The 13,944-nt window shown below is 58.8% G+C and carries 11 protein-coding genes and 1 other RNA gene; all 12 read right to left on the reverse strand.

The features are described 5' to 3' along the window. Positions 1–68: 68 nt before the first annotated feature. Entirely contained in the window at positions 69–1,469 is a 1,401-nt protein-coding gene (gene murC / locus IFT84_RS09815) for a UDP-N-acetylmuramate--L-alanine ligase (protein WP_192118821.1), read from the reverse strand. Continuing rightward, positions 1,466–2,590: an undecaprenyldiphospho-muramoylpentapeptide beta-N-acetylglucosaminyltransferase gene (gene murG, locus IFT84_RS09820; RefSeq protein WP_192118822.1), complete on the reverse strand. Its 1,125-nt coding sequence runs from the start codon at positions 2,588–2,590 to the stop codon at positions 1,466–1,468. Before murG ends, murC begins: the two co-directional genes overlap by 4 nt. 5 nt (positions 2,591–2,595) lie before the next feature. Continuing rightward, on the reverse strand, positions 2,596–3,750 hold the full coding sequence (gene ftsW, locus IFT84_RS09825) for a putative lipid II flippase FtsW (protein ID WP_192118823.1): 1,155 nt from the start codon (positions 3,748–3,750) through the stop codon (positions 2,596–2,598). Between the two features lie 11 nt (positions 3,751–3,761). Next, positions 3,762–5,159 carry a UDP-N-acetylmuramoyl-L-alanine--D-glutamate ligase gene (gene murD / locus IFT84_RS09830; RefSeq protein ID WP_192118824.1) on the reverse strand — a complete coding sequence of 466 codons (1,398 nt, stop codon included), beginning with the start codon at positions 5,157–5,159 and terminating at the stop codon, positions 3,762–3,764. 4 nt (positions 5,160–5,163) lie between these two features. After that, positions 5,164–6,264, reverse strand: coding sequence for a phospho-N-acetylmuramoyl-pentapeptide-transferase (gene mraY, locus IFT84_RS09835; RefSeq protein ID WP_192118825.1), 1,101 nt, complete (start codon positions 6,262–6,264; stop codon positions 5,164–5,166). A gap of 53 nt (positions 6,265–6,317) precedes the next feature. Then, on the reverse strand, positions 6,318–7,754 hold the full coding sequence (locus IFT84_RS09840; RefSeq protein WP_192118826.1) for a UDP-N-acetylmuramoylalanyl-D-glutamyl-2,6-diaminopimelate--D-alanyl-D-alanine ligase: 1,437 nt from the start codon (positions 7,752–7,754) through the stop codon (positions 6,318–6,320). Positions 7,755–7,756: 2 nt separating this feature from the next. After that, on the reverse strand, positions 7,757–9,241 hold the full coding sequence (locus IFT84_RS09845; protein ID WP_192118827.1) for a UDP-N-acetylmuramoyl-L-alanyl-D-glutamate--2,6-diaminopimelate ligase: 1,485 nt from the start codon (positions 9,239–9,241) through the stop codon (positions 7,757–7,759). A gap of 45 nt (positions 9,242–9,286) precedes the next feature. After that, a complete protein-coding gene (locus IFT84_RS09850) occupies positions 9,287–11,056 on the reverse strand; it encodes a peptidoglycan D,D-transpeptidase FtsI family protein (protein WP_192118829.1) in 1,770 nt (589 codons plus the stop codon). Beyond that, the gene (gene ftsL, locus IFT84_RS09855) at positions 11,056–11,430 is read right to left on the reverse strand and encodes a cell division protein FtsL (protein ID WP_192118831.1); all 375 of its coding nucleotides are present in this window, start codon (positions 11,428–11,430) and stop codon (positions 11,056–11,058) included. Before ftsL ends, IFT84_RS09850 begins: the two co-directional genes overlap by 1 nt. After that, a complete protein-coding gene (gene rsmH / locus IFT84_RS09860) occupies positions 11,414–12,481 on the reverse strand; it encodes a 16S rRNA (cytosine(1402)-N(4))-methyltransferase RsmH (protein WP_192118833.1) in 1,068 nt (355 codons plus the stop codon). Before rsmH ends, ftsL begins: the two co-directional genes overlap by 17 nt. 66 nt (positions 12,482–12,547) lie before the next feature. After that, positions 12,548–12,988, reverse strand: a complete 441-nt coding sequence (gene mraZ / locus IFT84_RS09865) for a division/cell wall cluster transcriptional repressor MraZ (protein ID WP_192118835.1) — start codon at positions 12,986–12,988, stop codon at positions 12,548–12,550. A 433-nt stretch (positions 12,989–13,421) separates the two neighbouring features. After that, positions 13,422–13,820: RNase P RNA component class A (gene rnpB / locus IFT84_RS09870), an RNA gene on the reverse strand. Positions 13,821–13,944 lie beyond the last annotated feature (124 nt).

The raw sequence follows: 13,944 nt of genomic DNA on the forward strand, positions 1-13,944 counted from the left end.
CTGTATATTCCAATTTTCAAGTCTATCGAGACGGATCAGGAACTTCAAATACGGAAACGATACTGGAATCATAAAGTTGAAAGCTGCTCTGGCAGAACCGCTGCCCATTGCGTGATGTTCCCAGCCCCTAACAGCACGACGAAATCGCCGGGTTTGGCAACGCCGGCAACGAGCGTAGCCAGTTTGTCCGGCGTTTCCAAAAGGCGCGCATCGCGGTGGCCGCTGGCGTTGATCTTTTCCACCAGCGTTGAGGAGTCCACGCCTGTAATCGGCTCCTCGCCCGCCGCGTAGACCGGCGCGATCATCACCGTATCGGCATCGTTGAAGCAGGTGGAAAAATCATCGAACAGGCTTTCCAGACGGGAAAACCGGTGCGGCTGGTGAACCGCGACGATGCGACCGGCACAGGCCTCACGCGCCGCTCTCAGCACCGCGCGGATTTCCACCGGATGGTGGCCGTAATCATCATAAACGCGAACACCGTTCCATTCACCGGTAAAGGTGAAGCGGCGCTTGACCCCACCAAAGCTTGAAATCCCCCTGGCAATGTTTTCAGGCGAAATACCGAGGCGATTGGCGACCGCAATGGCCGCTGTCGCATTGGAAACATTGTGACGGCCGGGCATTGGCAGCCTCAGCCCTTCCAGAAGCGTAACAGTCCCACGGCGGCGGCGGCGAATTTCCACATCGAACACGGAGGTCGCACCATCCATGCGGACGTTGAAGAAGCGCACATCGGCCTGCGGGTTTTCACCATAGGTAATGACCTTGCGGTCCTCGATCCGGCTGACCAAAGCCTGCACTTCCGGGTGATCCAGACACAGGACGCCAAAGCCGTAGAACGGGACATTTTCCACGAACTGGCGGAACGCGTCACGCACGGCATCAAACGTGCCGTAATGGTCCAGATGTTCCGGGTCGATATTGGTCACCACGGCCACATCGGCGGGCAGTTTCAGGAATGTACCGTCCGACTCGTCCGCTTCCACCACCATCCAGTCGCCCGCACCCATGCGGGCGTTCGTGCCGTAAGCGTTGATGATGCCGCCATTGATGACAGTGGGGTCCAGCTTGCCTGCATCCAGAAGGGCGGCGACCATGGACGTGGTTGTCGTTTTGCCGTGCGTTCCGCCAATTGCGATAGCATTGCGGAAGCGCATCAGCTCCGCCAGCATTTCCGCACGGCGCACCACCGGCAAAAGCTTTTCACGGGCGGCGGCGAGTTCCGGATTGGTCTTTTTGATGGCAGTCGAGACAACGATGACTTCGGCATCGCCGAGGTTTTCCGGCTTATGCCCGACAAAGACGTCGATGCCCTTTTCACGCAGCCGCACGACGTTGGCATTTTCAGACTGATCGGAGCCCTGAACGCGGTAGCCGAGATTGTGCAGCACTTCAGCGATGCCGCTCATTCCGATACCACCGATGCCGATGAAATGGACGAGACCGATGGTTTGCGGCATCTTCATGAGCGCGTTTCCTTAAACTGTGCAATCGTTTGGCCGTTGGCAATAGCGTCTACCAGTTCGCCAAGCAAGTGCGTGGCATCGGGCTTGCCGGAGGTGCGGGCGTTGCGGGCCATGGTGGCAAGACCGGTGGGATCGTTCATGGCCTCAGCGATAATGCCGCTCAGGCGCTCAGGCGTCAGTTCGCTTTGCGCAATCACACGCGCGCCTCCGGTGGCGGCAAGTGCTGCGGCATTGGCCGCCTGGTCATGATCCAGCGCATAGGGATAGGGGACCAGTATGGCCGGGCGTCCAATCACGGAGATTTCGGAAACGGTGGACGCGCCAGAACGGCAAACGACCAGATGCGCTTTTGCCAGCCGGTCTGCCATATCGGTAAAGAATGGCGATACATCCGCCGGAATATCCAGCTTGGTATATTGCGCTGCAACCTTGTCCTGATCTTCCTTGCGGGCCTGCTGGGTTATCCGCAGGCGCTGGCGCGCCTCGTCGTCCAGACGGCACACGGCTTGTGGCACGGCATTCGAAAAATACTGCGCGCCTTGACTGCCGCCAAAGACGACCAGACGAAACTCCTCACCATCCGAAGAGGGCAAATAGGGTTGGCTCGCGGCTTCCAGCACCGCAGGCCGCACCGGGTTGCCGGTGGCGAGCGTCTTGCCCGCAGTGTTACCCTGCCCTTCGGGCAAAAATCCGCCAGCAATGGCCTGCACGCGCCCAGCCAGCGCCTTGTTGGCACGACCCATGACGGCGTTCTGCTCGTGAATAATGGATGGAATACCCATGCCCGTGGACGCCAGCAACGGTGGAATGGTGGGGTAGCCGCCAAAACCGATGACCACGCGCGGTTTCAACTTCGCCATCAAGCGCCGTGCGGAACGGATGCCGGTCCACAAAGTCCAGAGCGAACGCGCGGCCTTGATCGGGTTTTTCGAGCTGATGGTAGCCGATGGCACGATGTGGATATCATCAGCCGGAAATTTTCCGGCAAAACGCTCGGCTCGGCTGTCCGTGACCAGATGGACGGCGTAGCCCATGGTCTTCAACTCATGCGCCAGAGCCTCCGCTGGAAACAAATGCCCGCCCGTGCCGCCAGCGGCAAGAAGTATAATCCCTTGTGTCATGCTGCTTACTCCGCCGGAACCGCGATACCGGCGCGAAACAGGCTGCGCTCCACCGCCCGCTTTTCCGGCCGATGGCGCGTGAGCGCTAGGATGAAGCCCGCTGTGATGCACACGGCCACCATGGACGATCCCCCGTAGGAAATCAGCGGCAGGGTCATGCCTTTGGCGGGCATCAGTTCCAGATTAACGCCGATGTTGATGATCGACTGAATGCCCAGTTGCAGCACCAGACCGGCTACGGCAAACCGCACGAAATCGTTGCGCTCCCGGAAAGCAAAGCTCAGCCCCCGCATGATGAGAAAGGCAAAAATCAGCACGATAATCATGCAAAAGACGATCCCGAACTCTTCCGCCGCAACGGAGAAAATAAAGTCGGTATGGCTATCGGGAATGATACGCTTGACGATGCCCTCACCCGGTCCCTGCCCAAACCAGTCGCCCCGGATGATGGCTTCGCGGGCGGTATCCACCTGAAACGTGTCGCCCTCGCCGGTCATGAACCGGTCGATACGGCCTGCCACGTGCGGGAGCAGCGTGTAGGCTCCCGCCAGCCCGCCGACGGCGAGACCGCCCAGAACAATGATCCACAGCCATGGCATTCCCGCCATGAAAAACATGCCGCCCCAAACCGCCGTTGTCAAAATCGTCTGCCCCAGATCGGGCTGCGCCACCAACAGTGCGCCAACGACGCCAAAGAGAAGGATGGCAAACAGATTTCCAGGAATTTCCGGCTGACGCACATGCTCTGAAAACAGCCAGGCGCAGACCACCACGAAAGCAGGTTTCATAAACTCGGAAGGCTGAATCGACAGGCTACCGAAATTGACCCAGCGCCGCGACCCCTTGACCTCGACACCGAAAAACAGCGCAATCACCATCATCCCCAGGGAGACGAGAAGCAATATGATCGCGGTTCGGCGCACTTGACGCGGCGATAGAAACGAAATGCCGATCATAACCGCAATCGACGGGATGAGGAACATGGCATGGCGTTTGACAAAATGGAAGCTATCCAGATTGAGCCGCTCGGCCACAGCCGGGCTTGCCGCAAAAGACAGCATGAACCCGATGCCCATCAACAGGATGAACGTTGCCAGAAAAAAACGATCGATTGTCCAGAACCAATCGGCGACTGGTCCACGCTCTGCACGGCTTACCATAGCTGTCCCCTTTACGTTCGAACGAGCATGTCCACATTGGGCAAAGCGCGGACATGGCTGACAAAAGCCTCGCCGCGCTGCTCGAAATTCTTGTATTGATCAAAACTGGCGCAGGCTGGCGACAGCATCACCGCAACCAAAGCTGCAGGATCGGACGCTGCGTCCCCGGCTGCCTGCGCAACTGCCTGTTCCAGTGTCCCCGACATGGTGACGGGAACGGCACCCTCAAGCGTCTCAGCGAACGCATCGGCATCCCGGCCAATCAGATAAGCTCTCGCGATATTTGCAAACAATGGGATGAGACTTGCAATCCCACCCTCTTTGGAAACACCACCGGCAATCCAGTAGATCCGCTCGTAGCTCGACAAGGCCGGAGCCGTTGCATCCGCGTTGGTTGCCTTGCTGTCATTGACGAAGACCACCCTGCCACGCTTGGCAACTGGCTGCATACGGTGGGCAAGACCGGGGAAATCTGCCACGGCTTTGATGATGTCGTCCAGTGACACGCCCACCGCAAGGCAGGCCGCAATCGCCGCACACGCATTTTGTGCGTTGTGGCTGCCGCGCAGCGTAGAGATGCCGGACAAATCGGCAAGGTTCGTGACCGCTCCTGCCTCCGCACGGAAAAGGATTGGTCCATCCGCAAAAAGGCCATCAGTAACAGGCAATCTGCGTGAAATGCGCTGCACGGAATGACCGTTCATCGACAGCCGGTCTGCAATAGCACTGGAAAAGCTGTCATCGACGCCCACGACGGCAACATCGCTTTGGAGCACCAGACGCTCCTTGATCGCTGCGTAGCCTGCCATATCACCGTGCCGGTCGAGATGGTCCGGCGTCAAATTCAGCAAAATTCCAACGGTTGGGTTCAACGATGGCGCAAGATCAATCTGATAGGACGAGCATTCGATGACGTAAAAGCGCTCACCTTTCGGTGGGTCGAGCGTCAGCACCGCACGACCAATATTGCCGCCCATTTGCGTGTCGCGTCCGCTTGAGCGCAGGATATGGGCTATCAACGCCGTTGTGGTGGATTTGCCGTTGGTGCCGGTAATGGCAATCAGCGGGCAATCGGGCGCATGCGCTGCCCGCTCTCGGGCGAACAGTTCCACATCTCCAATGATCTCCACGCCAGCCGCGCGCGCGAGATCGACACTCCAGTGCGGCACGGGGTGCGTGAGCGGCACGCCGGGAGACAGGACAAAAGCTGAAACGCTGGCCCAGTCAATATCCCGCAAATCCCCCGTGGGAATGCCCTCGCTGGCAGCTTTTTCCACGCTCGCTTGCGTATCGTCCCATGCCACCACGCGCGCACCACCGGCCACAAGCGCCTGCGCCGTGGCGATGCCGGAGCCGCCAAGCCCAAAAAGCGCAACCGTTTTGCCGGAAAAGGTGGAGACCGCGATCATGGTTCTACCGCAGCTTGAGGGTGGAAAGGCCGATCATCGCCAGAATAACCGCGATAATCCAGAACCGGACAACAACCTGACTTTCCGTCCAGCCGAGTTTTTCGAAATGGTGGTGGATTGGCGCCATCAGAAACACACGGCGTCCGGTCAGCTTGAAGAACCCGACCTGAATAATCACCGACAAGGTTTCCATGACGAACAGACCGCCGATAATGGCCATGACGATTTCGTGCTTGGTGGCAACAGCCACAGTGCCGATCAAACCGCCCAGAGCCAACGAACCCGTGTCGCCCATGAAGATAGCGGCAGGAGGCGCATTGAACCAAAGGAAGCCGAGCCCTGCGCCAATCACCGCGCCCAGTATCACCGCCAGCTCGCCCGTACCCGGCACGAAGTGAATCTGCAGATAGTTGGCAAACACCGCATTGCCCGCGAGATAGGCAATCACACCAAAAGACGCCGCGGCAATCATGACCGGCACAATGGCAAGACCATCAAGTCCGTCTGTCAGGTTGACCGCATTGCCCGCCGAAACGATAACGAAGCCGCCGAAGATGATAAAGAAATAGCCGAGGTTGAATGTCAGCGCCTTGAAGAACGGGAACGTAACCGAGGTGCCGAATGTGGAACCCGCCGTGCCCGCCGACAACGCCGCGCGCATCATGAAAAAGACGGCGATACCTGCAATCAGGAATTCCAGCCCAAGCCGGGCTTTGCCGGAAAATCCTTTGTCCGTCTGTTTCGTGACCTTCAGATAGTCATCGTAAAAGCCGATGGCACCGAAGCCGAGCGTGACCAGAAGCACCGCAACCACGTAGACATTCGACAGATCAGCCCATAGCAGCGACCCGCCAACAATACCGGCAAGAATCATCAGCCCGCCCATCGTCGGCGTTCCGGCTTTCTTGAAATGCGTCTGCGGTCCATCGGCCCGGATGGGCTGGCCGCGCCCTTGGCGCACCCGCAGCGATGCAATCATCCGGGGACCGAACAGAAAGACAATCAGCGCCGAGGTAAACAGGGCCGCACCTGTCCGAAACGTGATGTAGCGAAACAGATTGAAAAATTGAAAGTGGTCGGCCAGTTCAACGAGCCAGATCAGCATAAAGAAACCTTTTCTCCGGTTTTGACCGTGCGGGCCGCGCCGGATACGCGTAGTTATTCGAGAACCGGCTTCGTGTCGGCAAATGGCGGATACTTGTCAAGAAGGGCAGCGACAATCTGCCCGAAACCGACACTCAAGGAAGCTTTGATCATGACCACATCGCCTGCGCGGACCGTTTCCACCACCAGCGGCGCCAGTTCCTGCGCAGTTTCGCGATAGTGAACGTCAAGCGTTTCGGGCAGATGATCCGGCAGACCGCCAATATCGATACCGCCCAGAAAGAGAACGTCGGCCTGTGAGTCGGCAATTGGCTGCACGAGATCGGTATGGAGGGCTGCTGATTGATGCCCCAGCTCGCGCATATCACCCAGCACCGCCACGCGACGCCCGTCGCCAGTCGGCACCGCACCGCCAAGCAGGGACAGAGCTGCACGCATGGATGATGGGTTGGCGTTATAACTCTCATCAATCAGCGTGAAGCTACCCGCCCCAATCAAGAGACGACGGCGCTTGCCTCGTCCGCTACCGGCGCTGAAATCAGCAAGCGCATGGACCGCCTGATCGATATTGCCGTGCAATACCGAAACCGCGCCGAGCACGGCCAGCGCGTTTTCCGCCACATGACGGCCGGGCGCTCCCAGCGTCACCTCCAGCGTTCGGTTGCCAAGTGCCGCCCAGAGCACCGAGGATTCGGCAGAGCCGGCAAACTCAGCCATCCGGAAATCCGCCTTCGGATTGGTGCCGAACGTATGGATATGCGTGACGCCCTCCTCCTGTGCGGCCTTGTCGAGGGTCTCATACATCTCATTGTCGCGGTTGATGATGGCGTGACCCCCGTCGACCAGACCTTCAAAAATTTCGGCCTTGGCGGCTGCAATCTCCTCGATGCCGCTGAAATTCCCGATATGCGCTGGCGCAATATTGGTCACAATCGCCACATGCGGACGCACCATACGCGTCAGTGGACGGATTTCGCCGGGATGATTCATGCCGATTTCGAAAATGCCGAACTCGGTATTTTCAGGCATTCGGGCAAGCGTCAGCGGCACGCCCCAATGGTTGTTGAAGGACGCGACAGACGCATGAACCCGACCGAGGGGCTTAAGCGCCGTGCGCAACAATTCCTTTGTCGTTGTTTTGCCGACAGAGCCCGTCACTGCAATGATTTTGGCGGCGGAGCGATCGCGCGCCGCACACCCCAGCCGCTCCATGGCGTGCAACACATCGTCCACGACGATCATCGGTGCCGTCAGCTTGCCGAGTGCGGGCAGCTTGCCCTCGCTCACCACCAGCAGCGCTGCGCCGTTGGCCATTGCCATGCTGGCGAAGTTGTGCCCATCGACGCGATCACCCTTGATGGCGAAGAAAGCATCCCCCTTCGTAATCGCTCGGCTATCGATGGCAATGCCGGTGATGCCCTCCGGTAGCGCGCCGACCGGGCGGCCCTGCATGGCCGCCATGAGATCGCTGGTTGTCCAAAGCCAATTCATGCTCATGCTCCCCCGGATGCCGATGCTTTGCTGGACAAGGCCTTGCGAAGTTCCGCATGGTCTGAAAAGGGCATGGTGACCGTGCCGATGGTCTGCCCCTCTTCATGCCCCTTGCCCGCAACGATCAGCGTGTCGCCGCTTTTCAGCAGAGAAACCGCCGTGTGAATGGCTTTCGCACGATCATCAATTTCCGTGGCACCCTTGGCCGCAGCCATGATGTCGGCGCGGATGGCGGCAGGCACTTCCGAGCGCGGATTGTCATCGGTGACGATCACCACATCGGCCAAACGGCACGCGATCTCGCCCATCAGCGGCCGCTTGCCGCGGTCACGGTCACCACCACAGCCAAACACAACGATGACGCGGCCAGTCGTGAAAGGCCGCACGGACGACAACACATTTTCCAGCGCGTCGGGCTTATGGGCGTAATCGACATAGGCGAGCGCACCATCTGTTGTCTGCCCTACCAGCTCCAGCCGACCGGATGCGCCCTCCAGCTTCTCCAGCGCCGCCATCGCGGTGCGTGCATCCACGCCGGTGGCCATTGCCAGACCGGCGGCAACCAGCGCATTGGCAATCTGGAAATCACCGGCAAGGGGGATATGCACCTCATAAATTTCCCCGTCGATATGGATTTCCGCCATCTGCTTGTGGCGGAAATGCTCGACGCGCTTCAGGGTCAGATAGGTGCCCTTGCGCCCGACGGTGCGCACCTCTTGTCCTGCATCACGCGCAGCATCGATTGCAGCCTGCGACCACGGATCATCGGCAAAAATCACCGCCGGTGCGCCCTTGGGCAACAGCGTGCGGAACAGGCGCATCTTGGCGGCCATATAGTCTTCAACGGTGGGGTGGTAATCCATATGATCACGCCCGAGATTGGTGAAGCCCGCCGCAGCCAGGGTCACGCCATCCAGACGGCTTTGATCCAGACCATGGCTGGACGCCTCCATGGCCGCATGGGTCACGCCGCTTTCGGCAAGTTCTGCCAGCAACTGGTGCAGGGTGACCGGGTCCGGGGTTGTCAGGGAGCCATAATGATTGCGGCCCGGTGCAACCACGCCGGTGGTGCCGATCATGGCGCTTACATGTCCCGCATGCGCCCAGATCTGCCGGGTGAAGGATGCGACTGAGGTCTTGCCCGCTGTGCCGGTGACCGCAACCATGGTTGCGGGCTGTGAACCATAGAACCGCGCCGCAGCCATCGCCAGAAAGCGCCTTGGTTCGTTGACAGAATAATAAGGAACGGTGTTCTCGACATTCGCTTCTGCACCGATCACAGCGACCGCCCCACGCGACACCGCATCCTCGATAAAGGCGGCTCCACTGGCTTTGGAACCGGACAGTGCGACGAAAACGAAACCCGGCTGAACCTGACGGCTATCAGCGGTCAGTCCTGCAATGTCGCCGTTTACCGGTCTCGTCTCCAACTGGGAGATGAGCTCTGGAAAATCCGCTCCAATGTCGTTTAGCGTTCTGGCCTGCACGGTTCACCTCGTCTTACAGAAAATCAGCGGCCTGTTCTTCCTGCCTCAATACGACACAAGCAAGGCAGAGCCATCATCACCAAACTGCGGCTTTACACCGAGAAGCGGTGCAGAGCGACGGATGATTTCACTGATCATGGGCGCTGCGGTATAGCCAGCCTGGTTCGCGCCGCCCTCGCCCGTTTTCGGCTCGTCGATGACGGTCAGCACCACATATTTCGGGTCCGTCATCGGGAAGGCAGCAAGGAACGCATTGAAGTTGAGGCTGCTGTCATAGCGCCCGTTCTTGACCTTGTCGGCTGTACCCGTCTTTCCACCCACATCAAAACCCTGCACCTGCGCGCGTCGGCCGGAACCCTTTTTGCCGTTCCAGTCGAACAGGAATTTCATATCGTCGCTGGTCGATTTTTTTACGACCGTGGTCGCGATTTCATTGGCCTGCTCTTCGGTGCGCGGCAGGAACGTCGGCGGAATCAGCTTGCCGCCATTCATCAGCGCCGCCGCCGCAACGGCCGTCTGCAATGGTGTTGTCGACACGCCGTGACCGAAGGAAATGGTGATGGAGTTGATCTTCTTCCATTCCTTGGGCTGGCTTGGCGTTTTCACCTCCGGCAGTTCGGTCTCCATGCGTGTCAGCAAGCCGAGGCGGGTCAGGAATTCCTTATGGCCTTGAATACCGATCAGGTCCGCCATTTTAGCGGTGCCGATGTTGGACGAATACTGGAAGATTTCCGGCACGGACAGCACGCGGCGCTTGCCATGGAAATCCTTGATCGTGAACCCGCCGATACGGATAGGCTGGCTGGCATCAAAGCTGTCGTTGAGTGTCACCTTGCCGGAATCAAGCGCCATGGCGGTGGTGAAGGTCTTGAAGGTGGACCCCATTTCGAACACGCCGTTCGACATGCGGTTCATCCAGCCATCATTCTTGGCGGGGTCGCCCATGGCCGTCATGGCCGTCGGGTTGTTCGGATCGTAATCCGGCGCTGAGGCCATGGCGATCACTTCGCCCGTATGAATATCGAGAATGACAGCACCGGCGGCAATCGCCTGATACTTCATCATGCCTTCCACAATGGTATCACGCACAATATTCTGGACGCGCACATCGATGGACAGCTTGACCGGCTCCATCTTGGCATCGCTGGTCATGCCAATGGCGGCAAGGTCGGCCAGACCCTGATTGTCGATGTACCGCTCCATGCCTGCGACGCCGCGGTTGTCCACATTGACATGGCCGACAAGGTGCGACGAGGTGGGCCCGCCAGGATAAAAGCGTCGCTTCTCAGGCCGGAAACCGATGCCGGGAATGCCGAGCGCCAGAATTTGGCTCTGTTGCTTTGGCGTCAACTGGCGGCGCAGCCACTGAAAGCGGGTCTTGGATTTGAGCTTGCCGTGTATTTCGGCAAAATTCAGGTTCGGCAGGACGGTGGAAAGCATTTCCACGGCCTCATCGGCATCCACAATCTTGTGCGGCTCCGCGTAGAGCGACACGGTGCGAATGTCGGTTGCGAGCACTTCCCCGTTGCGGTCAAGAATATCGGGGCGCGAGGCCATCAGATTATCGGCGCGGCCAATGCTGGACACCGTTTCCGGCTCGGTCGTTGCATACTGGACCAGACGCGCGCCAATGATCACGTAGACCATAGTGAACGTACCGATGATAATGGCAACGCGGCTGCGGGCCTGATTGCCATTTTTCTTGCGGGTGCCTTCAAACGGGCGGTTGCTCAGGCTTTCCGGTGGCCGGTTGTTGCCGCCCGCTGAAAAGTGAGCCTTGCTTTTTTTGAGCATGATGCGCGAGAGAAAAGACATCAGTTGGCCACCACCGATCCGGTTGTCATCTTGTCTGTCTTCACCGGCTTGCCGTTCTCAGCAGTCTCGGGCGGCGGTGGAACCTCATCCTTGCGCATGGGCAGTTCGTTCGGACGCACAAGTTGGGTCGAATCGGTTGGCACCAGTTGCAACTCGCCATTGTAGACCTTCGCCAGCCGCTCCAGACGGCTTGGCTGGGTCAGAAGTGCCCAGTCGGCCTTCAGGAGGTCGATCGTGTCTTCTTCCAGCTTGATGGCTGCATCCAGTCGCCGCACGTCTTCCAGCTTCAGCTCCGCGCGGTGCTTGATGGTGTAGGTCACGGTGGCAGCCGCCGTCATGACGACGATCAGGACAATATCAAAACTGCGCAGCATCGCTTCGCTCCCACTTTCCAGCGCCCATGCTTCCAAGATCGGCTAGGTTTGGCAGATCGAAAATCGACAGATCATCTGTCTCTGCCGGGGCGTGTGTACGCGCGCCGGCTCTCAGCTTTGCGGAACGCGCACGCGGATTGAGCGCGGCTTCCTCTTCACTGGCCGCGATCATAGGCTTGCCGACTTGCGTGAACGTTGCCTGGCGCTCATGCACCAGCGGCATGTGCCTAGAGCCGGAGGCCTTGCCCGAACGGTCGGCAAAGAATTTCTTGACGATACGATCTTCCAGCGAATGGAAGGTCACAACCACCAGACGCCCGCCGGGCTTTAAAGCACGCTCGGCAGCAAACAGGGCCTGCGCCAACTGGCCCAGTTCATCATTGACGAACACGCGCAGCGCCTGAAACACACGCGTCGCGGGGTGGATTTTGTCCTTGGCTTTGCGTGGCGTGACCAGTTCGATGAGATTTGCGAGATCGCGGGTCGTGGAAAACGGCTCGGTCAGCCTGCGCTTTTCAATCGCGCGGGCAATGCGCCCCGGCTGCTTTTCCTCACCGAGAAAACCGAAGATGCGGATGAGATCGGACACTTTCGCCCGGTTGACGACATCGGCAGCCGAAATGCCACGGCCTTCCATGCGCATGTCCAGCGGACCATTGCGCTGAAAGGAAAAACCGCGTTCAGCTTCATCGATCTGCATGGAGGACACGCCGATATCCAGCACCACACCATCAAGCCCATCCTCGGGCGCGTGATTGGCAAGATCGGAAAAACGCGACTGGATCAGCGACAAGTGGCCCGTATGCGCGGTTTCCATGGCACGGCCAGCGGCAATGGCGTTCGGGTCACGATCCAGCGCAATCACGTCGGCCCCCGTGCTCAATATCTGGCCCGTATAGCCGCCCGCGCCAAAAGTGCCGTCCAGAATGACCTTTCCAGGTCCGGCATCCAAAGCCGTCAGCACTTCACGCATCAAAACGGGAATGTGACGGACGGAGCTGTCTTCATCAGCTCCGGCGTCAGATGATCCCGCTGCTTGAACTGCCGCCATGTTAAAATCCCCAGTCAACATTCTTGCGCATTCCGTTGCGCAAAACCGCTGCACACCGGAAATAGCTTATGGCAATGGCAAGCCTCGCAGCCTGCGCTTTTCCCTGGCTTCCGCCTGCATCGCTTCGAATGCCTGCGGCTCCCAGAGCTGAAAATGATCCGACCGACCAACGAAGGTCACCTCTTTGGTGATACCGGTGAAATCGCGGATAAAGTCCGTGACCATCAACCGACCCTCTTGATCGAGCTTCGTGAAGACCCCGCCCCCATGGATCAGGAGCGACATCTCGTTTGCTTGTGGCGAGAACGGATCCTCGCTGGCAATCTGGCGCTCGAAGCGATCCAAAAGCTCCGGCCCGCCGATGCTGATCGCCGGAAACACGAAGTCCTGAAAGCAGTACAGATCCTTGATATCGAGCGCGGACAAGACTGTGCGAAATACGGAAGGCACGGACACGCGCCCCTTCGCATCGATCTTGTTTGTCGCATTCGACAGGAACCGGTTCATGACGAACTACCGCCGCTTCCAATGATCTGTACCGGGTTTTGCACGGGCAAAAACACCTCCGGAAACCCTCTGACAAAAACGCATACGCCAACAGGGACAAACGCGTGCGCGCTATCCCGCCCTCTGATCGGGGCCACCCTGAACTGTACGGTGAAAGGGCTCTAACATGCCCTAGGTGAGTGTGGGCTTGGGATAACATGGGACCATATGGGCGTCAATGGGAAATGCCGACACAAACCATCCGGCACCATTGAATATTCATAGGCTGTTAAGTTTAACAAATGGTTACAAACCACATTTCAAGGCGTTGGAATCGCTCACGAATATTAGTGAACGTAACAGCGACATGACAAATGCCATGCCTGATGAAACCGCTATCGTTTCAAGGGGATGCGCGGCCCTTTTGCAGGCGCTAAAACACGGGAAAAAAAGTGATGCCAGTTGGCCTGTAAGCCGGGTTCTGTATGGCCCCGGCGGTTAAACCGGAACGTGGCAGCCATTCATCTGGGACCGGACTTGCGCCCGGCCTCGTGCAACCCACCCGGACAACTGGCCTGGAAACCAGCCGGAATGCTTTACGCATCCCACGTTGTCCCTATTCGGTTTTGCTCCCGGTGGGGTTTACCGTGCCGACCATGTTACCATAGACGCGGTGGGCTCTTACCCCACCCTTTCACCCTTACCGCTAACAAGCGGCGGTTTGCTTTCTGTGGCACTGTCCCTGAGGTCGCCCTCGCCGGACGTTATCCGGCACCGTGTTTCCGTGGAGCCCGGACTTTCCTCCCCTCGCAGCCTTTCGGCCCTAGCGAAGCGCGGCTGCCCGGCCAACTGGCATCGGGGGCGTCCTTAAAGGAGGCGGCGTGGAATTGCCAGCGTTAATCAAAGCAATTCCAGGAAAAGTGTGAAACGGTTTTCCGTCCGGAATTGCGTCAAAACGATCATAGAGCACGTCCAAC

Origin of the sequence: Rhizobium sp. CFBP 8762, assembly GCF_014841565.1 — a bacterium.
In the GTDB taxonomy this organism is placed as follows: domain Bacteria; phylum Pseudomonadota; class Alphaproteobacteria; order Rhizobiales; family Rhizobiaceae; genus CFBP-8762.

What these genes read in the sequence shown, in the direction of transcription:
- ftsL (WP_192118831.1), bottom strand. Translation starts at nt 11,430, where the DNA reads ATGCTGCGCAGTTTTGATATTGTCCTGATCGTCGTCATGACGGCGGCT.
- murC (WP_192118821.1), bottom strand. Translation starts at nt 1,469, where the DNA reads ATGAAGATGCCGCAAACCATCGGTCTCGTCCATTTCATCGGCATCGGT.
- rsmH (WP_192118833.1), bottom strand. Translation starts at nt 12,481, where the DNA reads ATGGCGGCAGTTCAAGCAGCGGGATCATCTGACGCCGGAGCTGATGAA.
- mraZ (WP_192118835.1), bottom strand. Translation starts at nt 12,988, where the DNA reads ATGAACCGGTTCCTGTCGAATGCGACAAACAAGATCGATGCGAAGGGG.
- ftsW (WP_192118823.1), bottom strand. Translation starts at nt 3,750, where the DNA reads ATGGTAAGCCGTGCAGAGCGTGGACCAGTCGCCGATTGGTTCTGGACA.
- IFT84_RS09850 (WP_192118829.1), bottom strand. Translation starts at nt 11,056, where the DNA reads ATGTCTTTTCTCTCGCGCATCATGCTCAAAAAAAGCAAGGCTCACTTT.
- murD (WP_192118824.1), bottom strand. Translation starts at nt 5,159, where the DNA reads ATGATCGCGGTCTCCACCTTTTCCGGCAAAACGGTTGCGCTTTTTGGG.
- mraY (WP_192118825.1), bottom strand. Translation starts at nt 6,264, where the DNA reads ATGCTGATCTGGCTCGTTGAACTGGCCGACCACTTTCAATTTTTCAAT.
- murG (WP_192118822.1), bottom strand. Translation starts at nt 2,590, where the DNA reads ATGACACAAGGGATTATACTTCTTGCCGCTGGCGGCACGGGCGGGCAT.
- IFT84_RS09840 (WP_192118826.1), bottom strand. Translation starts at nt 7,754, where the DNA reads ATGAATTGGCTTTGGACAACCAGCGATCTCATGGCGGCCATGCAGGGC.